A 20,828-nucleotide genomic window follows, 5' to 3' on the forward strand; every position below is an offset into this window, starting at 1 on the left:
AGAGATTCCCTTAGTTCAGCGCGTCGTTAAGCGCCGCATTGAGCGCCGCGAGACCTTTCTTGAGCCCGCCCTTCAGGTGGACGCGCAATGCGCGCCGCCCGCGCTCGGTGAGCACGTCGAAATCGCCGCGCGCCTGCGCCGCCTTGATCACGCCGAAGCTGGCCTTCTGGCCCGGCACCGGAAGATCCTTGGCGTCGTCGGCCGTGATCTGGAGGAACACGCCGCTGTCCGGCCCGCCCTTGTAGGCTTGGCCGGTCGAGTGCAGGAAGCGCGGCCCGAACTCGGCGCAGGTCGCGACATGGCGTTTTTCGCGCACTTCGAGCCGCATCGCCTGAAGTGCGTCGATGGTGGCTTTGTCGCGCGCGATGTAGCCGAGCAGGGCGACATAATCGCCATGATTGGAGCGGGACAGATGCGCCTTCAGCCAGGAGGTGAGGTCGCCGTTGGCGCCGGCGGCGCGCAGCGCCGTGGCGTTGGCCTCGTCGGTGTAGAGATCGGCCTCGTCGGTGCTGACCACCGGCTGCTCCGCCGGCAGCGCGCCGGTCTTCTCGAACGATGCGGTGAGCTCGCGGGTCTTGATCTTGGCCGCTTCCACGTCCGGCTGGTCGAACGGGTTGATGCCGAGGATGCTGCCTGCCACCGCCGTTGCCATCTCGAAGCGGAAGAACTCCTGGCCGAGATGGTCGATCGACTTCATGACGATGCGCACCACGGGATGGCCGGCCGCTTCGATCGCGGCAAGCTTCTCGTCATGGGCGGCGTCCGCCTCGCCCTCGGTGCGGATGTCGATGAAGAAGCGGTCGTTGCCGTAAGCCGCGGAGTCGCCCAGCGGCTCGCCATCGACCGGGATCAGGCCCTTGCCTTCCTTGCCAGTCGATTCCGCGATCAGCTGCTCGGCCCAGGCACCGAAATCGGCGATCTTCTTCGACGACAGGATCGTCACCTTGTCGCGGCCTTCGAGGCCGGCGAGGCCCATGGCAAGGCCGAGCTGCACGCCGGGATTCTCGCTTGGCGGCACGTCCGGCCCGCAGGAGCGGGCCATCGCACGCGCATGCTTGATGAAGGTCTTGACGTCGATGCCCGCGGTCGCCGCCGGCACCAGGCCGAACGGCGAGAGCACCGAATAGCGGCCGCCGATCGAGGGCTCGCCATGGAAGATGCGGGCGTAGTTCAGGCTCTTGGCCGACTTCTCCAGCGACGAGCCGGGATCGGTCACCGCGATGAAGCGGTGGCCGGTCTTCACCTTCGGCCCGACGGCTTGCGCGACACGCTCGTGGAAATAGTCCTTCATCGCGTTCGGCTCGGTGGTGCCGCCGGACTTGCTGGACACGATGAACACCGTGTTGGCGATGTCGATCTTCGCTTCCATCGCCCGCACCTGCGCCGGATCGGTGGAATCGAGCACATGCAGCTTCGGGAAGCCTGACTTTCGCGCAAAGGTCTCGGCCAGCACCTCGGGCCCGAGGCTCGATCCGCCCATGCCGAGCACGACGGCATCGGAGAATTTCTGGCCCTTCACGCGGCTCGCATAGTCCTCGTAGTCGGCGACGTCCGCCTTGGCGGCGCTGTCGAGCCAGCCGAGCCATTTGTCCTCGTCGGCCCCGGTCCAGACCGAGTTGTCGCGCTGCCACAGCCTGCGGATCTTGGCCGACGCGCGCCATTCCTCGGTGCTCTTCGCCACCGCCTTGCCGAGCCCGTCGCCGAGCGAGAGCTGCTGGCGGTCGATCGCCGGCCCGAGCACGGTGGCGCGCTTGTGCGCGACGGCGCCGTAGAGCTTGTCGGCGGCGTCGGCGAACTGCTTGACGCCGTCCTTGACCAGCTCTTCGGTGATCGCGTCGAGCGAGACGCCGGAGCGCTCCAGCTCTTCCAGCACGCGCCTTGCGTCGTCGACATTCTCCTCCAGGCTGTCGCGCGGCTTGCCGTGGTCGCGGAACGCGTCCAGCGTCGCCGGCGGCACGGTGTTGATGGTGTCGGGGCCGATCAGCTCCTCGACATAGAGGACGTCGCTGTAGTCCTTGTTCTTGGTTCCGGTTGAGGCCCACAGCATGCGCTGCGGCTTGGCGCCCCTGGCGGCCAGCTTCTCCCAGCGGGAACCGGAGAACAGGCGCTTGTAGTCCTGGTAGGCGACCTTGGCGTTGGCGATGGCGACCTTGCCCTTCAGTGCGGCGAGCCGTTCCTTCTCGCTGGGGTCGTTGGCGCGCGCGATCTTCTCGTCGAGCTGCTTGTCGACCACCGAATCGATGCGGCTGACGAAAAAGCTCGCGACGCTCGCGACATGCGACGGGTCGCCGCCGCCTGCGACGTATTTCTCGAGACCGGCGAGATAGGCCTCCGCGACCTGGAGGTAGACCGCCTTCGAGAACAGCAGCGTGATGTTGATGCTGATGCCCTCGCCGATGAGCGTCTCGATCGCCGGCAGGCCTTCCGGCGTCGCCGGCACCTTCACCATCAGGTTCTTGCGGTTGACGTCCTTCCAGAGCCGCCGCGCCTCGGCGACCGTGCCGGCGGTGTCCATCGCGAGATAAGGCGAGACCTCCAGGCTGACATAGCCATCGCCCCCCTTGAGGCGGTCATAGACCGGGCGGAGCACGTCGGCGGCGTTCTGGATGTCCTCGACCGCGACGGTTTCGAACAGGTCGGCCACGCTCCGGTCGCCGCGCTTCAGCGCCTTGCCGATCGGAGCGTCGTACTCGTCCGAACTGCCGATCGCCTTCTCGAAGATCGACGGATTGGAGGTGACGCCCTTGACGCCGTCGGTGTCGATCAGCCGCTTGAGGTCGCCCTTGGCGATGAAGCCACGGGCCAGGAAGTCCAGCCAGACGGCTTGTCCGTGCTTTTCCAGTTCTTTGACGGGATTCATGATGCTTATTTATCTCCAAGCCTGCGGGCGAGGGGTTTCCGCGCCGGTCCTGACGCGCTATCCTCTAGCTAACATGCTCCCGGGAGGGAACCAATCAAGGGTATAGGCGTCATACCCTCAGTGTAACTCCGTCGCGATCATGGCGATCCAGGCGGTTGTGGCTTTGTTGCGTGAAAAGTCGTTGGCCGGGGAGGTTCGGCCGACTCTCGTTGCGTAACGTCTGCCGGCCGCTGCACAGAGCGGATTCCGATCCGCCTGATGCTTCGTCGCCCCGTCGCGAATGGCTGTGCTGGGGGAAAGCATGCACGCACATCCCGACGGCCCACCGCTCGCCGTTACTGGCGGTCCGCAATCGGTCGCGCCGGCCGTAAGCATCGACGCGGCCCACCATCTCGAAATCAACCCATGCGCGACGTATCTGCGGCTGCTGGTCGCGGCGGGCTTTGCGGTGACCCTGCTCAGCGCCAGCCTTGCCTTCGATTGGTGGGACGGCCTCGGCGACGACGACACGACGGTCGGCTATGCCGGCGTCGCGCTGTTCGGCCTGGTCACCAGCCGGCTGATCTGGATGCTCCCCGCCGAACGCGGGCGGGTGGCGATCGTCACCCCCTCTGGCGTCCGCGATCGCCGCATCGGCAATGAATTTCTGCTGCGGGAGTCGATTGCGAAGGTTTCGACCGAGCAGCGGCGCGGCCACAGGACGATCTTGCCGGCGCCGGCGCCGGCTTTGCAGCGGCAGCTCGCCCGTATCCGCGCCAGGATCCGATCGACGTCGCGCGGCGCGCAAGACGATCGCATCGTCCTCTGCCGCGACGGACTGGCGACCGATTTTGACACATTGCTGCGCACCTGCCGTGACTGTCATGTTGCCAGCTACTCACGCACCGCATTGCGGCGAGACCGCGATCAAGGTGCGCCAGACTCAGGTCCGGTCTCACAAGGCTTGGCCGTACAAGCGTCATAAAGCTGCCGCCGGCTGACGGCTATGCTGCACCGCCGGATAGGCTGATCCCCGGTAATGCCCGGATGTTGCGGCCGAGTGACATTTGCTGGAAATGAGCGAAGATATACATAGATTCGCATAAATAACAGGCAGGTGCCTGTTCGTAACTCACCCGGTTGCCTACGTTGTGCGTTGCGTGGAGTCGGCCCCCGGGTGTCCAATGATCGTCATGTGCTCACGCTGATTCGAAACGGCCTGAGGAACGGTCCGGTAACTGCTTTCGTTTCAGCTTGTAGCGGAACTCACGCGGAGAGGGATCATGTACAACGATTCTCTATTCAACGCTTTCGCTCGGTCGTTCGAGGCGAGAAGCCAGCACGACATGTCGATGGCGGAATACCTGGAATCGTGTCGAAGCGATCCCATGAAATACGCGAATGCAGCCGAACGACTGCTAGCGGCGATCGGCGAACCCCAGACGATTGACACGGCCAAGGATTCCCGCCTTGGCCGTATTTTTTTGAACCGCACCATCCGCACCTATCCGGCCTTCGCCGGCTTCTACGGCATGGAAGAAACCATCGAGCGCATCGTTGGTTTCTTCCGTCACGCCGCGCAAGGCCTCGAAGAGCGCAAGCAGATCCTCTATCTGCTTGGCCCGGTCGGTGGCGGCAAATCCTCGCTGGCCGAGCGGCTGAAGTCGCTGATGGAAGTGCAGCCGATCTACGTGCTCAAGGCCGGCGACGAACTCTCGCCCGTGTTCGAAAGCCCGCTCAGCCTGTTCGATCCCGATCAGCTCGGGCCGATGCTGGAGGAGAAATACGGCATTCCGCGCCGGCGTCTCACCGGGTTGATGAGCCCGTGGTGCTACAAGCGGCTCGAAGCCTTCGGTGGCGACATCTCGCAATTCCGCGTCGCCAAGATCCAGCCGTCGCGGCTGCGCCAGATCGCGATTGCCAAGACCGAGCCCGGTGACGAGAACAACCAGGACATCTCCTCGCTGGTCGGCAAGGTCGATATCCGCAAGCTCGAGACCTACGCGCAGAACGATCCCGACGCCTACAGCTATTCGGGCGGTCTCAACCGCGCCAACCAGGGCATCCTCGAGTTCGTCGAGATGTTCAAGGCCCCGATCAAGATGCTGCACCCGCTGCTGACCGCGACGCAGGAAGGAAACTACATCGGCACCGAGAATATCGGCGCCATTCCCTTCACCGGCATCATCCTCGCGCACTCCAACGAGGCGGAGTGGTCGAGCTTCAAGGCCAACAAGAACAACGAGGCCTTCATCGACCGCATCTGCGTGATCAAGGTGCCCTATGTCCTGCGGGTCACGGAAGAGCAGAAGATCTACGAGAAGCTGATCCAGGGCTCCGAGCTGGCGTCGGCGCCGTGTGCGCCGTCGACGCTGGAGACGATGGCGCGTTTCTCGGTGATGTCGCGCCTGCGCAAGCACGAGAATTCCACCGTGTTTGGCAAGATGCGGGTCTACGACGGCGAGAGCCTGAAGGAATCCGATCCGAAGGCGCGCAGCGTCCAGGAATATCGCGATGCCGCCGGCGTCGACGAGGGCATGGACGGCGTCTCCACGCGCTTTGCCTTCAAGATCCTGGCTGCGACCTTCAACCACGATCCGCAGGAAGTCGCCGCCGACGCCGTCCATCTGATGTACGCGCTGGAGCAGTCGATCAAGCGCGAGCAGCTCCCCGAGGAGGTCGAGAAGCGGTATCTCGAATTCATCAAGGCGGACCTTGCGCCGCGCTATGCCGAGTTCATCGGAAACGAGATCCAGAAGGCCTATCTCGAATCCTACTCGGATTATGGCCAGAACCTGTTCGATCGCTACGTCGACTATGCCGATGCCTGGATCGAGGATCAGGACTTCAAGGATCCCGATACGGGGCAGCTCCTGGATCGCGAATTGTTGAACCAGGAACTGACCAAGATCGAGAAGCCGGCGGGCATCGCCAATCCCAAGGACTTCCGCAACGAGGTGGTCAAATTCTCGTTACGGTCCCGGGCCCAGAATGGCGGCAAGAATCCGACCTGGACCTCCTACGAGAAGATTCGCGATGTGATCGAAAAGCGGATATTCTCTCAGGTCGAGGACCTGCTTCCGGTCATCTCCTTCGGGTCGAAGAAGGACGGCGAGACGGAGAAGAAGCACGGCGAGTTCGTCGCACGCATGGTGGAGCGCGGCTACACCGAGCGTCAGGTTCGCCGGCTCGTCGAATGGTACATGCGTGTGAAGCAGGCCGGTTGAGGCGGATGGAAAAGTGCCCATTCACATTATTGACAGGCGCCTGAATCCAGGCGGTAAGAGTCTTGAGAACCGCCAGCGGTTCTTGCGTCGGGCCAAATCCCTGGTGCAGGGCGCCGTCAAGAAGACCTCGCAGGAACGCGACATCAAGGACGTCCTGGAGGGTGGTGAGGTCACGATTCCGCTCGACGGGATGCACGAGCCGCGTTTCCGCCGCGAAGGCGGAACGCGCGACATGGTGTTGCCCGGGAACAAGAAGTTCGTCGAAGGCGACTATCTCCAGCGTTCCGGCCAGGGCAGCGCCAAGGATTCCGGTCCCGGCGAAGGCGACAGCGAGGACGCCTTCCGCTTCGTGCTGAGCCGCGACGAATTCGTCGATCTCTTCCTCGACGACCTCGAGCTGCCGGATCTTGCCAAGCGCAAGATCGCGCAGACCGAGAGCGAGGGCATCCAGCGCGCCGGCTACACCACGTCGGGCTCGCCCGCCAACATCTCCGTGAGCCGGACGGTCAAGCTCGCGCTCGCCCGCCGCATTGCGCTCAAGCGTCCCCGCAAGGAGGAGATCGAAGAGCTCGAAGCCGCAATCGCCGCATGCACCGACGAGGACGAGCGTCTGGTGCTTCTCGCCGAGCTGGAAAAGCTGAAGGCGAAGACGAAACGGATTCCGTTCATCGACCCGCTCGACATCCGCTACCGCCGCTTCGAGACGGTTCCAAAGCCCGTCGCGCAGGCGGTGATGTTCTGCCTGATGGACGTCTCCGGCTCGATGTCCGAGCACATGAAGGATCTCGCCAAGCGCTTTTACATGCTGCTCTACGTGTTCCTGAAGCGCCGCTACAAGCATGTCGAGATCATCTTCATCCGTCACACCGACCGCGCCGAGGAGGTGGACGAGCAGACCTTCTTCTACGGCCCGGCCTCCGGCGGCACGCTGGTCTCCAGCGCGCTCCAGGCGATGCACGAGATCGTGCGCGAGCGCTTCAATCCGTCGGACTGGAACATCTACGCGGCGCAGGCCTCCGACGGCGACAATTCCTATTCCGACGGCGAGCTCACCGGGCTCCTGCTGACCGACAAGATCCTGCCGGTCTGCCAGTTCTTTGCCTATCTCGAGGTCGGCGAGTCCGGCGGCAGCGCCTTCGATCTCTCCGACTCCTCGCTCTGGACCCTCTACGAGCGCCTGCGTAACAGCGGCGCACCGCTCTCAATGCGCAAGGTCAGCGAGCGCAGCGAGATCTTCCCGGTGTTCCACGACCTGTTCCAGCGCCGCGAAACCTCTCAGGAGAAAGCCGCTCCATGACGGAAAGATTGTTCGAAGGCGCGGATTGGGACTTCCACACCTTGCAGCGCATCACGGATGCCTGTGAGGAGGTGGCGAAGAACGATCTCGGGCTCGACGTCTATCCGAACCAGATCGAGGTCATCACCGCCGAGCAGATGCTGGATGCCTACTCGTCGGTCGGCATGCCCCTGTTCTACAAGCACTGGTCCTTCGGCAAGCATTTCGCCTACCACGAGGCGTCCTACCGCAAGGGCCTGATGGGCCTCGCCTATGAGATCGTGATCAACTCCTCGCCCTGCATCTCCTACCTGATGGAGGAGAACACGGCGACGATGCAGACGCTGGTGATCGCGCACGCCGCCTTCGGCCACAATCACTTCTTCAAGAACAACTATCTGTTCAAGCAGTGGACCGACGCCGACGGCATCCTGGACTATCTCGATTTCGCCAAGAACTACGTCATGCAATGCGAGGAGCGCTACGGCCGCGCCGAGGTCGAGCGTACGCTCGATGCCGCGCACGCGCTGATGTCGCACGGCATCGACCGCTACCCCGGCAAGAAGAAGCTCGACCTGCGCGCCGAGGAGAAGCGGGCAGGGCGCCGCCGCCAGCACGAGGAGGAGGTCTTCAACGACCTCTGGCGCACGGTGCCGGCGGGGAAGAGCAAGAGCCGTTCCGTGCTCAGCGTCGAGCGGCGCCGCAAGCTGCTCGGCCTGCCGCAGGAAAACCTGCTCTACTTCCTGGAAAAGAGCGCGCCGCGGCTGGCACCCTGGCAGCGCGAATTGCTGCGCATCGTCCGCCACATCGCGCAATATTTCTATCCGCAGAGCCAGACCAAGGTGATGAACGAGGGGACGGCGACCTACGTCCACTATCGCATCATGACCAAGCTGCACCAGCAGGGCCGCATCACCGACGGCAACTTCCTCGAATTCCTGGGATCGCACACCAATGTAGTGTTCCAGCCCGAATTCGACGATCCGCGCTTCTCCGGCTTCAATCCCTATGCGCTCGGCTTCGCCATGATGCAGGACATCGAGCGCATCGTCACCAGCCCGTCGGACGAGGACCGCGAATGGTTCCCTGACATCGCCGGCAAGAACGACGTGATGGGCGTGCTGCGCGATGTCTGGGCCAATTACCGCGACGAGAGCTTCATCGGCCAGTTCCTGAGCCCGAAGCTGATGCGGCAGCTCCGCATGTTCCATCTGCACGACGACCCCGAGGAGCGTGCCGGCATCCGCGTCGATGCCATTCACGACGAGCGCGGCTTCCGCCGCGTCCGGCGCGAGCTGGCGCGGCAGCACGATGTCGGCTACATCGACGCCAATATCGAGGTGGTCGACGTCGATCTCTCCGGCGACCGCCGGCTGATCCTGCATCACCACGTCATCAAGGGCGCGCAGCTCAACGAGACCGACGCCAAGCGCGTGCTCCAGCATCTGGCGGACCTCTGGACCTACGACGTCGCGCTGATCGAGGTCGATGCCAACGACAAGGTCCTGCGCGAATATGTCGTGAGCCCGCGCCCGATCCCGGCGGCGGCCTGAGGGCGCTGTCTATGTGTAGCAATGCGGCGAGATGCGCGTTGGTGTGCCCTCGCCCCTTGTGGGAGAGGGCAGCGACGCCGGCAGACACAAGCTCACTGGGGTGAGGGGTATCTCTCCGCACTTTCCCGTGTCGATAGATACCCCCTCATCCGGCGCTTCGCGCCACCTTCTCCCACAAGGGGAGAAGGAAGAGGTCTGTGGCTGCCTGCTGTTCTATGCAGAACGCTTGGCCGGCTTCCTGGCCTTGGACGCGTTCAGGGCCACGGCCGCGCGGATGAGCGCCTTCAGCGCTTTCTCGTTGATGTTCTCGCCCTCGCGGATATCGATCGCGCGCCGCACGTTGCCGTCGAGGCTGGAATTGAACAGGCCGGCCGGGTCATCCAGCGCCGCCCCCTTGGCAAAGGTCAGCTTCACGACGGCCTTGTAGGTCTCGCCGGTGCAGATGATGCCGTCGTGCTCCCACACGGGAACCCCGCGCCACTTCCATTCCTCGACCACGTCGGGGTCGGCGTCCTTGATCAGGGCGCGAATCCGCCCGAGCATCTCGCCGCGCCAGTCGCCGAGCTCCTTGATCGTGCCGTCGATCAACTTGGACGCCGACGCTGCGCCCACGTCCTTCGCGCTGGTCTTCTTCACCGCGACCGCCTTCTTCATGACCTCGCCTCGCGTTGCATGCCGCTGCGCCGGTCAAGATAGGGCAGCGCAAACAAATACAGCCCGGTCGCGAGCAGCGGGATCAGCGGGACGAGCGCCAGGAAGCCGATCCACATGGCCTGGATCTGCATGGTCATCGCGACGATGTTCGCGATGACGGCGAGCGTGAAGGCGATGGACAGCCAGCAATGGATTTGTCGAATCCACATGTTCAAGAGACCTCCTCTGAAATGATCGGAATGGATGCGCGCCGCCGGCTCAATCCGGTCGCGCCAGCAGTTCGTCCAGCTTGGTGAGAAACTGCTTCCAGCCGGCATGCGCGCCGCCATAGGCCTGTTTCTGCGTCGGGCTGAAGCCCGCCTGCTCGACGCGCAGATGCGTGCCTGCACTCGTCGGTGTCAGCGTGAAGGTGACGACGCTTCGCAAGTCGAACGCCGCGTCCTCATGCGAGAAATTCCAGGTGTAGGCGAGCGTCTTCTGCGGCTCGATGGTGAGCACCTCGCAGTCCAGCACGCCGCCCCATTCGCCGCGAAGGTTGAAGCGATGGCCGACCGACGGCTTGAAGTCGTTCTTCATCAGCCATTCCTCGATCAGATGCGGCTGTGTCAGCGCGCGCCAGATCCGCTCGGCTGGAAAGGCAAATTCGCGCTCGATGACGACGGAGCGGGTCTCAGCCGCGGGTTCGTTCATTGGTCCATCCTCTTCAGGAGATCGTCGAGTGCGTCGAGCCGGTTCTGCCAGAACCCGGCCATCTGGCTGGTCCAGTCGACCAGCGGATTGAGCGCACCGGGCTGCGCGCTGTAATGGGTCTGGCGTCCCTCATGGCGGTCGCGTACGAGACCGGCCTGCTTCAGCGCGCCGAGATGTTTCGAGACCGCCGGCTGGGAAACGCCTGACCGTGCCGTCAGTGCCCCGACCGTCTGCTCGCCCTCGCGGCACAACCGCTCGAAGATCGCCCGCCGGGTCGGATCGGCGAGCGTCCTGAACAGGACATCGTGGGCGGCGGACATGCGGTTTCCATAACCATTCAGTTATGGATAAACTCATAACCGCAGAGTTATGGATAAGTCAAGCGGGTTGGGGGCTTAACCTCTCCCGCCTGCGGGAGAGGTCGGCGCGCAGCGCCGGGTGAGGGTTCTCTCCTCTTGGGGGGTTCTCGACTGCGGAGACACCCCCACCAAGCCTCCACCGCAAGCTGGAGAGGGGGGCGCAGCTTTTTCGCCGCAACCGCAGCGCTCTACGGCCGCAGATAGAGATAGCCCTGCGATTGCAGCTCGGCCAGGCGGACCACGCCGCCTTTCTCCGCGCTGACGAAGCCCGGCAGCAGATCCGTCAGCGTGACGTTCTGCGCCTTCATCGTGTTGCCGCAGGCGGCGAGCTCGACGCCGTCCTTGGAGAAGTCGCCGACCCGCTTGCTGACATCGGGGTTGGCCTGCGCCGCGTGAAACGCCTTCAGCGCCGGCCCGTGAATCACCAGCGCGATCGTGACGTGATCAGGACCGCCGACGCCGTCGATGTGGTTCTGGATGTTGCCGAGCACGAAATTGACCTTCTCGGCGTCGCTCAGGTGATAGACGACCTTGAGCTTGTTCGACGGCGTTGCTTCCGTCGCAGCCTTCGCGCTGGAGGCGCCAAACGCCGCGCCCAGGGCCGAGACGGCGCTCCACAGGATGTTCCGGCGGTTCATGGCGATCTCCCTCGGCTGCGCCCGAATTTGCCGGACACATATCACTTGTGACGGAGCGCGGCGAGTTCCTTGCGGTCGGTCACCAGCGAGGCGCACTCGCTGTTGTCGGTGCGGTCGAGGCGGAAAATCTTGTCGTCGGCGCCGGCGACCAGCGATTGCTCGGCCTCGTCATCCGGCTTGTTGTTTTGCCAGACCCTGACCTGTTCGAGCCGAATGATGGCGGACTTGTTGTCCTTGGACAGCGCCACTTCGATCCCGCCGCCTTCGCAGTCGACGCCGCAGCCGAGGCGCACCTCGTCGCCCTGACCGAGAAGCACCGCGTGGGTGCCGCACGACCCGCTGGAGTCGAAATCGCCGCTGCGATGGCGATAGCGGAAGCCCAGGCGGAAGGAATTGTGCAGCTGCTTGTCCTCCTTGTCGGTCTCCGCGGAGATCAGCAGCTTCATCGACGCGACCTTCTGCTTGGGATGCCGCGCCAGATGTTCGGCGTCGTAGCGGCGGACGAAGCAGGCATAGGCCTTGTCGCCCGGCGTCCCCGCATAGATTCGGGCCGTGAAGGCGTCGGCTTCGGCTTTTGTGGTTTCCCGGACTTTATCGGCCTCATCGGCGTGGGCGACGCCGGTGAATGCGGCAAGGACAAGCGGCAGGATGAGGGCAAGCTTCATGGTCGCACCGAACGCGTAAGCCGTTGACGGCCCGCGGCGGGACGATCAGGGCCGATTGGCCGTTAGTCGCGGGCGGAAAGCGTTGCGTTCAAGCGTTCCTGGCCGCACGCCTTGCGGGCAGCCTCGCGCAAGGTTCCCGCTTTAACAATTTGGAAGGAGGGGTGTCGGTAAACCCCTGGTTGTTGCAGATGACTGGTGGCGGTCAAAATGTCCATAAGTCAGAACTTGCCCAACCTTGCGATCGGCTATTCCCTTGCGCGGCTGTTCAAGTTGCTGGGAGCCGGCCTGTTGGCGACGCTGCTGTGCGGTGCGCTCGCATTCAGCTGGCACTATGGCAAGGACATCGCCACGATCCAGATCGCGCTCAGCTATTTCGGCATCGTGTTTTTTGGCCTGGCCACCTGCAAGACGCTCTGGACGTTGATCTCCGCCGGGGAGCCGGTCCTCTTCATCACCCGTGTCGGCATTCGCGACACCAGGATCGCCGATGACACCATCTCGTGGAGATCGGTGAGGGACATATCGATCTTTCGATATCGCAGCCAGAGGATCGTCGTTCTTCAGGTCGATCCTCTTCTTGCCGAGCGGTTCGAAGGCGGCTTTCTGAAGCGCGTCTTGTCGCTGCTGAACAAGCCCATTGGCGCGGACGGCGTGCTCGTCACGGGCGGCCTGACCATGGACGGCGAAACGCTGTTCGAGACCTGCAAGCAATACTGGACGGCCGGCCGGTTGGCATATTCGGGTCGCGCCGCAGCTGAGCCCGAGCCTGTCCATTAAAGCCCGATGTGTCTTGGCTGAACCAGTGGCGGACTCCGTCGCCCTGAGTGAGAAGCACCGCGTGGCTGCCGCACGACCCGCTGGAGTCGAAATCGTCGCTGCGATGGCGATAGCGGAAGCCCAGGCGGGCCGTTAGTCGCAGGGTAAGCGCGGCGCGTTCACGTTCGCTCCTCCCAGACATCGTCATCACTGGACCGACATGAGATGGATGTTCCGAGCGGTGCTTTAGTCGCTGGTTGGACCGGAAGGGTTCAAGGTCGTCGCTCCCTGGAACTCGATGTCGCGAGTCCTTCGACATTGTCCCAGTTTGTCAATGTGATAGCCTTCACAGACGATTGCTTCTCGAAATCGTAGGGTGGGGCGGCCTTTGTAAGTTTGTGGAGTCCCCGCGCAATGGGCGAAATTCGCAACTTCAGATCCGGGAATCAGAACGAGCCGCCTTCGCACGGCGCCATGCCTCGTCGTCTCGCAGCAATCATTGTCGGTGACATCGCTTCCTACAGCCGCTTGATGCAGGCCGACGAGGAAGGCACGCATGTCCGCGTCAAGCGGATCGAGCGGGACCTCATCGAGCCCAGTATCGTCGAGCACCATGGAAGCCTGGTGAAGACGACGGGCGACGGCTTCATCGCTATTTTCGATAGCCCTGTTGAGGCCGTTCGCTGCAGCATCGTCATCCAGCAGAATCTCATCGGCCGCAATGCCTCGCTTCCGAAGCACTCCCGGATCGAGTACCGGATTGGCGTCAATCTCGGCGATGTCATCATCGAGCCGGACGACGTTTACGGCGATGGCGTCAACATCGCCACGCGTATCGAGGGCATTGCCGAGCCCGGTCAGGTCTACATCTCGGGCGCGATCTACGAGCAGATCAAGCACAAGGTGGTGTGCGGCTACGAGGCCCTTGGCGACCGCAAGGTGAAGAACATCACCGACCCCGTACGCATCTATCGCGTCCTGCCCGACGCAGATGCCGTCGGCGGGACGCGAGGCCGGCGCGAGAATACCTTGATCTTTCTCCTCAGCTTGACGTTGCTGGTCAGCGCAGCCGGCGTGCTCTGGTATCTTCTGGCGCAGCCGCCCGGCAAGGGAAGCGAGCAGACCGCCACGCCGACTGCCTCTCCGGTCGCATCTCCTGTCCAGCAGCCTCCGGCGCGCGAATCGGCCGTGCCGACGCCGCAACCGTCGCCCTCGTTGGCTTCACCTGCGCCGCCGGCACCGACGCCGACGCCCAGCCAATCGCCGACGCCCGCCAGCGAGCCGGACATGACCGCCATTCGCGGCGGCAGCTTCACGATGGGAAGCAACGATGATCCGACCGAGCGCCCTGTTCACCAGGTCGCGATCAAGCCATTCTCGATCGGCAAATACCCCGTGACGGTGCGGGAGTGGAATGAATGCGCCGCTGCAAAGGCGTGTGGCTTTACAGCGATCGGGAAGGACGACGCCCCCGTCACGAATGTAAGCTGGACCGATGCACAGCAATATGCGGGCTGGCTCGCGCAGGCGACGAAGAAGCCGTACCGGCTTCCGAGCGAAGCGGAATGGGAATATGCGGCGCGCGGCGGCACGCAGAGCAAATATTGGTGGGGCGACAAGCTCCAGCCGGGCATGGCCGGGTGCAAGGATTGCGGTGACGCAGCCGCCGAGCAGCCGGCGAAAGTCGGTAGCTTCAAACCCAATCCATTTGGACTCTACGACATGGGCGGCGGCGTCGATCAGTGGGTCGCCGATTGCTGGCACAGGACTTATCAAGGCGCGCCCAATGACGGTTCGACATGGAACGGTGGGGACTGCGGTTCGCACGTCCTGCGCTCGGGCTCCTGGAAGAACGATTCAAGATACGTGCGGCCGTCCAACCGCGACGGTTACGATACCAACGTTCGTTACCCGACGCATGGGTTCCGTGTCGCGCTCAGTCCTTGAGCGCAGGAGTAGATCCGATGCAAATCCTTCGCTGCGTCGCGCTGTCGGCGGTGCTCGCATTGCTCCCGGGCGTAGCCCTCTCGCAGGGTAAGGCTGCTCCAAAGGACGCCAAGGTTTATTTCATCACCCCGTATGACGGGCAAAGGGTGCGCGCCGGTTTCCTGGTCCGGTTCGGCTTGCGCAACATGGGCGTGACGCATGCCGGCGACGACTACCAGAACGCCGGCCATCATCATTTGCTGGTCGACGTCAGCGACCCCATCGATCCGAAGGAGCCGATCCCGCAGGACAAGTCGCATCTGCATTTCGGGGCAGGGCAGACCGAGACATTTCTCGAGCTTCCGCCCGGGACCCATACCCTTCAACTGGTGCTGGGCGACGCGAAGCACTATCCGTTCGAGCCGCCCGTCGTGTCGGACAAGATCACCGTGCGCGTCAGGACGCCGCCTCAGCGCGGCAAGTGATCACCGCAGGCTGGCGTTGAACTTGTCCAGCGCCGCCGAACCCGGACACAGCGTGTCCGCTTCCAGCGCGTTGAGCGGCGTCTCGACCGTGTTGAGATGCGCGTGCAGGTCGTCCGCATCAGGGTCGACATAGAGCAGGCCGGTGACGATCTGCCCCTTGGCGGCGTGCTTCTGGAGGAAGGTCTGGGCGCCGAGCCGGTCATGTGGATCGTAGTCGGCGTCGATCTTGCGCAGCGCGATCTTGCTGCCGTCGTGCTGCTCGACCAATTGCACCGTGCCCGGCGCGTAGTCGACGGCGATCGGGTCGCGGCCGACCAGCACGTCGAGCCGGTTCACCGCGTCGTTGTGCTCGCGGACATAGTCGAAGCTCTTGGTCGAGCCGGCATGGTTGTTGAAGGCGATGCAGGGGCTGATGACGTCGATGAAGGATGCGCCCTTGTGGCGGATCGCGGCCGCGATCAGCGGCACGAGCTGGGTCTTGTCGCCGGAGAACGAGCGCGCCACGAAGGTTGCGCCCAGTTGCAGCGCGATCGCGACGAGGTCGATGGCGTTGTCGGTGTTGGTCACGCCCTTCTTGGACTTCGAGCCGCGGTCGGCGGTCGCCGAGAACTGTCCCTTGGTCAGGCCGTAGACGCCGTTGTTCTCGACGATATAGGTCATGTTGACGGCGCGCCGGATCGAGTGCGCGAACTGGCCGAAGCCGATCGAGGCGGAATCGCCGTCGCCGGAGACGCCGAGATAGATCAGGTCGCGGTTGGCGAGGTTGGCCCCGGTCAGCACCGAGGGCATGCGGCCGTGCACGGAGTTGAAGCCGTGCGAATTGCCGAGGAAATAGTCCGGCGTCTTCGACGAGCAGCCGATGCCGGAGATCTTCGCCACCCGGTGCGGCTCGATCGAGAGCTCGTAGCAGGCCTCGATGATCGAGGCCGTGATCGAATCATGGCCGCAGCCGGCGCACAGCGTCGAGATCTTGCCCTCGTAGTCGCGATGCGTGTAGCCGAGCTCGTTCTTCTTGAGGCCCGGATGATGGAATTTCGGCTTGGCAATATAGGTCATGACAGCACCTGCGATCCCAAGCCCGTCATGGCCGGGCTTGACCCGGCCATCCACGTCTTGGCCAGGAAGAAGAAAGGCGTGGATGCCCGGGCATAGGCGAGCGGAAGCGACGCCGTCCTTCGGACGGCTATGCCCGGACATGACGACGGAGAGAGCGACGCGCAAATCATGACACGGCCTTGCGGAGCGGGGTCACCTTGAGGTGATCCTGGTGGTCGCCAATGGCTTTTGCGATGAAACGGGCGGTGATCGGCGAGCCGTCATAATGCACGATCGGCACGAGCCGCACCGGGTCGATGCCGTTCTCGTTGACGATGAGCTGTCGGAGCTGGCTGTCGCGGTTCTGCTCGACCACGTAGACGAAATCGTGCTCGGCGAGGAAGCTCGCCACGCTCGAATGGAACGGGAAGGCGCGGATGCGCAGGCGATCGAGCTGATGGCCGCGCGCTTCCAGGAGGCCGATCGCCTCGTCCATCGCCGGCGAGGTCGAGCCGAAATAGATCACGCCATATTTGGTCGGCCGTTCCGCATTGGCCTGGAGCGGGCGCGGCACGAGGTCCTGCGCCGTCTCGAACTTGCGGACCAGGCGCTGCATGTTGTCGGCATAGACCGGGCCTTCCTCGGAGTAGCGCGCATAGCGGTCGCGCGAGGTGCCGCGGGTGAAGTAGGAGCCCTTGGTCGGATGCGTGCCGGGATAGGTGCGATAGGGGATGCCGTCGCCGTCGACGTCGAGATAGCGGCCGAAGTCGCGGCCTTCCTCCAGCATCTCCGCGGTCATGATCTTGCCGCGGTCATATTGCCGCGCATCGTCCCACTTCAGCGGACGGCAGAGACGGTGGTTCATGCCGATGTCGAGATCGAGCATCAGGAAGATCGTGGTCTGGAGCCGCTCGGCGAGATCGAAGGCGGCGGCCGCGAACTCGAAGGCCTCCGCCGGATCCTCCGGGAACAGCAGCACATGCTTGGTGTCGCCATGCGAGGCATAGGCACAGGCGATGATGTCGCATTGCTGGGTGCGGGTCGGCATGCCCGTCGAGGGGCCGGCGCGCTGGATGTTCATGATCACGGCCGGGATCTCGGCAAAATATGAAAGGCCGATGAACTCCGTCATCAAGGAGATGCCGGGGCCGGAGGTCGCGGTGAAGGCGCGTGCGCCGTTCCAGGAGGCGCCAATGACGATGCCGATCGAGGCAAGCTCGTCCTCGCCCTGCACGATGGCGTATTTCGCCTTGCCCGTCTCAGGGTCGTGCCGGTACTTCTTGCAATGGGCGGTGAAGGCTTCCGCCACCGACGAGGACGGCGTGATCGGATACCAGGCGCACACGGTGGCGCCGCCATAGACGGCGCCGAGCGCGGCGGCGCTGTTGCCCTCGATGAAGATGCTGTCGCCGACCTTGTCGGACTTCTTCACCCGCAGCCCGATCGGGCATTTCAGGTTCTGAAGCGCCCAGTCGCGGCCGAGATGCAGCGCATGGACGTTGGAGGAGAGCAGCTTCTCCTTGCCCTTGTACTGCTCGCCGATCAGCTGCTCGATCAGCTTCGCGTCCATATCGAGCAGCGCCGAGAGCGCGCCGAGATAGATGATGTTCTTGAACAGCTGGCGCTGGCGCGGATCGGTGTAGGTCGAGTTGGTGATCGCGGTCAGCGGCACGCCGATCACGGTGATGTCGTCGCGGAATTTCGTCGACGGCATCGGCTTGGTGGAATCGTAGAACAGGTAGCCGCCCGGCTCGATGCCGGCGACGTCCTTGTCCCAGGTCTGCGGGTTCATCGCCACCATCATGTCGACGCCGCCGCGGGCGCCGAGATGGCCGTCCTCCGTCACCCGCACCTCGTACCAGGTCGGCAGGCCCTGGATGTTGGAGGGGAAGATGTTGCGCGGGGACACCGGCACGCCATGGCGCAGGATCGCGCGCGCGAACATCTCGTTGGCGCTGGCCGAGCCCGATCCGTTGACGTTGGCGAAACGGACGACGAAGTCGTTTACGCTGCTGATCGGCTTTTTGTCGGACATGCTGAACCTGCGTGAGTCATTTCGATCAAATACTTCTGCATGTCCCAGGCTCCAGTGGGACAACGCTCGGCGCACAGCCCGCAATGCAGGCAGACATCCTCGTCCTTCACCATCACGCGCCCGGTCTTGAGGTCGGAGGACACGTAAAGGTCCTGGTCGGGATGCGGCGACGGCGCCTTCAGGCGCTGGCGCAGATCGGCTTCCTCGCCATTCTCCGTGAAGGTGATGCAGTCCATCGGGCAGATGTCGACGCAGGCGTCGCACTCGATGCAGAGCGAGGTCGAGAACACCGTCTGCACATCGCAGTTCAGGCAGCGATGGGCTTCGCCGAGCGCGAGCTTGACGTCGTAGCCGAGCTCGACCTCGGTGCGGATGTCCTTCAGCGCGATCACCTTGTCGCGATGCGGAACCTTGAAGCGCTTGTCGACGGAGATGTCGTTGTCATAGCTCCATTCGTGGATGCCCATCTTCTGCGAGGAGACATGCACCTCCGGCAGCGGCCGCTCGGTGATGTCCTCGCCCGACAGCAGCTTGTGGATCGACAGCGCGGCGTCATGGCCCTGCGCGACCGCCCAGATGATGTTCTTCGGGCCGAAAGCGGCGTCGCCGCCGAAGAAGACCTTCGGGTTGGTCGAGACGAAGGTCTTCGGATCGACCTTGGGCATGTGCCATTTGTCGAACTCGATGCCGCAGTCCTGCTCGATCCAGGGGAAGGCGTTCTCCTGGCCGACCGCGACCAGCACGTCGTCGCAGGGAATGGTCTGATCGGGGTCGCCCGAAGGCACCAGATTGCGGCGCCCTTTGGCGTCGTATTCGGCTTTGACGTGCTGGAAGGTGACGCCGATGAGCTTGCCGGCGACATGCTTGAATGCCACCGGCACCATGTAGTTGAGGATCGGAATATCCTCGTGGATCGCGTCTTCCTTCTCCCACGGCGAGGCCTTCATCTCCTCGAAGCCGGAGCGCACGATCACCGTGACTTTCTCGCCGCCGAGGCGGCGCGCGGTTCGGCAGCAATCCATCGCGGTGTTGCCGCCGCCGAGCACGATCACGCGCTTGCCGATCTTGTCGGTGTGACCGAACGACACCGACGACAGCCAGTCGATGCCGATATGGATGTTGGCGGCCGCCTCTTTCCGGCCGGGAATGTCGAGCTCGCGGCCGCGCGGCGCGCCGGAGCCGACGAAGATCGCGTCGTATTTCTCCGCGAGCAGCGCCTTCATGCTCTCGATGCGGTGACCGCCCTTGAAGTCGACGCCGAGATTTAGGATGTAGCCGGTCTCCTCGTCGATCACCGAATTGGGCAGCCGGAACTTCGGGATCTGCGAGCGCATCATGCCGCCGGCTTCCGGATCGCCGTCGAACACGGTGCAGTGATAGCCGAGCGGCGCTAGATCGCGCGCCACCGTCAGCGAGGCCGGACCGCCGCCGACCAGCGCGACGCGCTTGCCGTTCCTCGGCGAGGGCTTCGGCAGGCGGTGCTTGATGTCGTCCTTGAAGTCGGCTGCGACGCGCTTGAGGCGGCAGATCGCGACCGGTGTTTCCTCGACGCGTCCGCGGCGGCACGCCGGCTCGCATGGACGATCGCAGGTGCGTCCCAGAATTCCGGGAAACACGTTCGATTTCCAATTGATCATGTAGGCGTCGCTGTAGCGGCCTTGTGCGATCAGTCGGATGTATTCGGGAACCGGGGTGTGCGCAGGACAGGCCCACTGGCAATCGACCACTTTGTGAAAGTAGTCGGGGGCCGCGATATCGGTCGGTTTCATTCCTACCCTGTCCGCGCGGGCCCAAAGACCCGGCGGCCTTTTCTTGAGCTTGGCGAACGCTAACGCGCGTCGATCTGGTTTCTGAATGACGTCATTGAGTTAGCTTATTAGAACCGGTCCGAAGTACAACGGCAAATTTGGGGGATCACCGGCTTTCATGGGAGCTGCGCGCGCACAGCATTAACGGCGGCGCGCGGTAATGCGGCGGTGCAACATGCTACGGGCATGTAGCCGCGTCAGCGCTGCGCGATGTCGCTCTTCGCGAGGTCCCACATCAGGCGGTAGGTGCCGACGGAGACGGGAAGCGGGAAGGGCGATGCGGCAGGGCCGGTGAAGCGTTCGGCAATGACAGCCGAGACCGCGCCGACATGCGTGCCGTCGATCAGCACGAACCAGTCGCGTGCACCTTCGTTGCGCACTGCCGGAATCTCAGGCGTTGCGCCCGACAATTCCGGCTCGCTCTCGAGCAGATGCATCGAGATGATGCCGTCGCGCTTTTCCGGTGCCAGCTTTTCTTGCAGCGCATCACGCCATGGCACGGCATTGTCGGGCGTCGGCCGCAGCCGCACCACGCCGAGCGCAGCTCCGCGTCCGGTGCCATTGCTGATGGTGATGCGCGCGACGACGCGGAGCATGTCCTTGAAACGCGCCATGGTCTGCCGCGACCAGTCGGTCGGGCTCGCGAGCCGCGCCTTGTAAGGGGGGCTGTCGAGCACGTCGAGCGTCGCGGTCGAATAGAGGCAGAGATATCTGGGATTGGCGGCGTGCGCGACATAGCGCCGCGCTTCCAGGAATCCCTCGATCGCGACACGCTCTTCCAGGTGCTCGCGGTCGTACCAGCGGTTGAAATCGGCCTCATCGGCCGCGTCGATATTCATCGACGTCAGCAGCATGCCTTTCCCGGCGAGCGGCATTTTTCTT

18 protein-coding genes are annotated in these 20,828 nt (G+C 63.7%); 7 read left to right on the plus strand and 11 right to left on the minus strand.

From position 1 onward, the window contains the following. Nucleotides 1–10: 10 nt before the first annotated feature. A complete protein-coding gene (locus BM118_RS10485) occupies nucleotides 11–2,860 on the minus strand; it encodes a bifunctional transaldolase/phosoglucose isomerase (protein ID WP_092184910.1) in 2,850 nt (949 codons plus the stop codon). A gap of 280 nt (nucleotides 2,861–3,140) precedes the next feature. On the opposite strand from BM118_RS10485, the gene BM118_RS10490 reads away from it, so the two are divergent. The 4 genes from BM118_RS10490 (at nucleotide 3,141) to BM118_RS10505 (ending at nucleotide 8,895) form a co-directional block, all read left to right on the plus strand. Further along, nucleotides 3,141–3,824: a hypothetical protein gene (locus BM118_RS10490; protein WP_092184912.1), complete on the plus strand. Its 684-nt coding sequence runs from the start codon at nucleotides 3,141–3,143 to the stop codon at nucleotides 3,822–3,824. A gap of 298 nt (nucleotides 3,825–4,122) precedes the next feature. Further along, nucleotides 4,123–6,066: a PrkA family serine protein kinase gene (locus BM118_RS10495; protein ID WP_027546894.1), complete on the plus strand. Its 1,944-nt coding sequence runs from the start codon at nucleotides 4,123–4,125 to the stop codon at nucleotides 6,064–6,066. 19 nt (nucleotides 6,067–6,085) lie between these two features. Beyond that, entirely contained in the window at nucleotides 6,086–7,363 is a 1,278-nt protein-coding gene (locus tag BM118_RS10500; protein WP_177234286.1) for a YeaH/YhbH family protein, read from the plus strand. Further along, nucleotides 7,360–8,895 (plus strand): SpoVR family protein, encoded by a 1,536-nt coding sequence (locus BM118_RS10505; RefSeq protein ID WP_092184916.1) that lies wholly within the window; start codon nucleotides 7,360–7,362, stop codon nucleotides 8,893–8,895. Before BM118_RS10500 ends, BM118_RS10505 begins: the two co-directional genes overlap by 4 nt. A gap of 213 nt (nucleotides 8,896–9,108) precedes the next feature. Here BM118_RS10505 and BM118_RS10510 read toward each other — a convergent pair whose 3' ends face one another. From BM118_RS10510 to BM118_RS10535, 6 genes are all read right to left on the minus strand, one after another. After that, nucleotides 9,109–9,549, minus strand: coding sequence for a DUF1801 domain-containing protein (locus BM118_RS10510; RefSeq protein ID WP_092184918.1), 441 nt, complete (start codon nucleotides 9,547–9,549; stop codon nucleotides 9,109–9,111). Continuing rightward, nucleotides 9,546–9,758 carry a hypothetical protein gene (locus BM118_RS10515; protein WP_092184920.1) on the minus strand — a complete coding sequence of 71 codons (213 nt, stop codon included), beginning with the start codon at nucleotides 9,756–9,758 and terminating at the stop codon, nucleotides 9,546–9,548. Before BM118_RS10515 ends, BM118_RS10510 begins: the two co-directional genes overlap by 4 nt. A 49-nt stretch (nucleotides 9,759–9,807) precedes the next feature. Beyond that, the gene (locus BM118_RS10520) at nucleotides 9,808–10,239 is read right to left on the minus strand and encodes an SRPBCC family protein (RefSeq protein ID WP_092184922.1); all 432 of its coding nucleotides are present in this window, start codon (nucleotides 10,237–10,239) and stop codon (nucleotides 9,808–9,810) included. Next, nucleotides 10,236–10,559 (minus strand): ArsR/SmtB family transcription factor, encoded by a 324-nt coding sequence (locus tag BM118_RS10525; protein ID WP_080134163.1) that lies wholly within the window; start codon nucleotides 10,557–10,559, stop codon nucleotides 10,236–10,238. The genes BM118_RS10520 and BM118_RS10525 overlap by 4 nt, the downstream gene beginning before the upstream one ends. 227 nt (nucleotides 10,560–10,786) lie before the next feature. Next, complete coding sequence (locus tag BM118_RS10530) at nucleotides 10,787–11,236, minus strand: DsrE family protein (RefSeq protein WP_177234185.1); 450 nt, start codon at nucleotides 11,234–11,236, stop codon at nucleotides 10,787–10,789. Between the two features lie 41 nt (nucleotides 11,237–11,277). Beyond that, nucleotides 11,278–11,901, minus strand: coding sequence for a hypothetical protein (locus BM118_RS10535; RefSeq protein WP_092184926.1), 624 nt, complete (start codon nucleotides 11,899–11,901; stop codon nucleotides 11,278–11,280). 195 nt (nucleotides 11,902–12,096) lie between these two features. Here BM118_RS10535 and BM118_RS10540 point away from each other — a divergent pair, with 195 nt between their 5' ends. The 3 genes from BM118_RS10540 to BM118_RS10550 all read left to right on the plus strand — a co-directional run bounded on the left by BM118_RS10540 (nucleotide 12,097) and on the right by BM118_RS10550 (nucleotide 15,068). Further along, a complete protein-coding gene (locus BM118_RS10540) occupies nucleotides 12,097–12,678 on the plus strand; it encodes an STM3941 family protein (protein WP_092184928.1) in 582 nt (193 codons plus the stop codon). A 393-nt stretch (nucleotides 12,679–13,071) separates the two neighbouring features. Next, on the plus strand, nucleotides 13,072–14,604 hold the full coding sequence (locus BM118_RS10545) for an SUMF1/EgtB/PvdO family nonheme iron enzyme (RefSeq protein WP_092184930.1): 1,533 nt from the start codon (nucleotides 13,072–13,074) through the stop codon (nucleotides 14,602–14,604). Nucleotides 14,605–14,621: 17 nt separating this feature from the next. Next, the gene (locus tag BM118_RS10550) at nucleotides 14,622–15,068 is read left to right on the plus strand and encodes a DUF4399 domain-containing protein (RefSeq protein WP_177234187.1); all 447 of its coding nucleotides are present in this window, start codon (nucleotides 14,622–14,624) and stop codon (nucleotides 15,066–15,068) included. On the opposite strand, the gene BM118_RS10555 is transcribed toward BM118_RS10550, so the two are convergent. From BM118_RS10555 to BM118_RS10570, 4 genes are all read right to left on the minus strand, one after another. After that, nucleotides 15,069–16,124, minus strand: coding sequence for a 2-oxoacid:ferredoxin oxidoreductase subunit beta (locus BM118_RS10555; protein ID WP_092184934.1), 1,056 nt, complete (start codon nucleotides 16,122–16,124; stop codon nucleotides 15,069–15,071). A 166-nt stretch (nucleotides 16,125–16,290) separates the two neighbouring features. Beyond that, complete coding sequence (locus BM118_RS10560) at nucleotides 16,291–18,138, minus strand: 2-oxoacid:acceptor oxidoreductase subunit alpha (RefSeq protein ID WP_177234188.1); 1,848 nt, start codon at nucleotides 18,136–18,138, stop codon at nucleotides 16,291–16,293. Continuing rightward, complete coding sequence (locus BM118_RS10565; protein WP_092184938.1) at nucleotides 18,108–19,907, minus strand: FAD-dependent oxidoreductase; 1,800 nt, start codon at nucleotides 19,905–19,907, stop codon at nucleotides 18,108–18,110. Before BM118_RS10565 ends, BM118_RS10560 begins: the two co-directional genes overlap by 31 nt. A 236-nt stretch (nucleotides 19,908–20,143) precedes the next feature. Next, nucleotides 20,144–20,821, minus strand: coding sequence for a DUF4286 family protein (locus BM118_RS10570; RefSeq protein ID WP_092184941.1), 678 nt, complete (start codon nucleotides 20,819–20,821; stop codon nucleotides 20,144–20,146). Between the last annotated feature and the right edge of the window lie 7 nt (nucleotides 20,822–20,828).

Source organism: Bradyrhizobium sp. cf659, assembly GCF_900113725.1.
Taxonomy (GTDB): domain Bacteria; phylum Pseudomonadota; class Alphaproteobacteria; order Rhizobiales; family Xanthobacteraceae; genus Bradyrhizobium.

Bases quoted from the DNA above. Each gene is read 5' to 3' on its own strand.
- BM118_RS10485 (WP_092184910.1), bottom strand. From the start codon at position 2,860: ATGAATCCCGTCAAAGAACTGGAAAAGCACGGACAAGCCGTCTGGCTG.
- BM118_RS10490 (WP_092184912.1), top strand. From the start codon at position 3,141: ATGGCTGTGCTGGGGGAAAGCATGCACGCACATCCCGACGGCCCACCG.
- BM118_RS10495 (WP_027546894.1), top strand. From the start codon at position 4,123: ATGTACAACGATTCTCTATTCAACGCTTTCGCTCGGTCGTTCGAGGCG.
- BM118_RS10505 (WP_092184916.1), top strand. From the start codon at position 7,360: ATGACGGAAAGATTGTTCGAAGGCGCGGATTGGGACTTCCACACCTTG.
- BM118_RS10510 (WP_092184918.1), bottom strand. From the start codon at position 9,549: ATGAAGAAGGCGGTCGCGGTGAAGAAGACCAGCGCGAAGGACGTGGGC.
- BM118_RS10515 (WP_092184920.1), bottom strand. From the start codon at position 9,758: ATGTGGATTCGACAAATCCATTGCTGGCTGTCCATCGCCTTCACGCTC.
- BM118_RS10520 (WP_092184922.1), bottom strand. From the start codon at position 10,239: ATGAACGAACCCGCGGCTGAGACCCGCTCCGTCGTCATCGAGCGCGAA.
- BM118_RS10525 (WP_080134163.1), bottom strand. From the start codon at position 10,559: ATGTCCGCCGCCCACGATGTCCTGTTCAGGACGCTCGCCGATCCGACC.
- BM118_RS10530 (WP_177234185.1), bottom strand. From the start codon at position 11,236: ATGAACCGCCGGAACATCCTGTGGAGCGCCGTCTCGGCCCTGGGCGCG.
- BM118_RS10535 (WP_092184926.1), bottom strand. From the start codon at position 11,901: ATGAAGCTTGCCCTCATCCTGCCGCTTGTCCTTGCCGCATTCACCGGC.
- BM118_RS10545 (WP_092184930.1), top strand. From the start codon at position 13,072: ATGGGCGAAATTCGCAACTTCAGATCCGGGAATCAGAACGAGCCGCCT.
- BM118_RS10550 (WP_177234187.1), top strand. From the start codon at position 14,622: ATGCAAATCCTTCGCTGCGTCGCGCTGTCGGCGGTGCTCGCATTGCTC.
- BM118_RS10555 (WP_092184934.1), bottom strand. From the start codon at position 16,124: ATGACCTATATTGCCAAGCCGAAATTCCATCATCCGGGCCTCAAGAAG.
- BM118_RS10560 (WP_177234188.1), bottom strand. From the start codon at position 18,138: ATGTCCGACAAAAAGCCGATCAGCAGCGTAAACGACTTCGTCGTCCGT.
- BM118_RS10565 (WP_092184938.1), bottom strand. From the start codon at position 19,907: ATGAAACCGACCGATATCGCGGCCCCCGACTACTTTCACAAAGTGGTC.
- BM118_RS10570 (WP_092184941.1), bottom strand. From the start codon at position 20,821: ATGCCGCTCGCCGGGAAAGGCATGCTGCTGACGTCGATGAATATCGAC.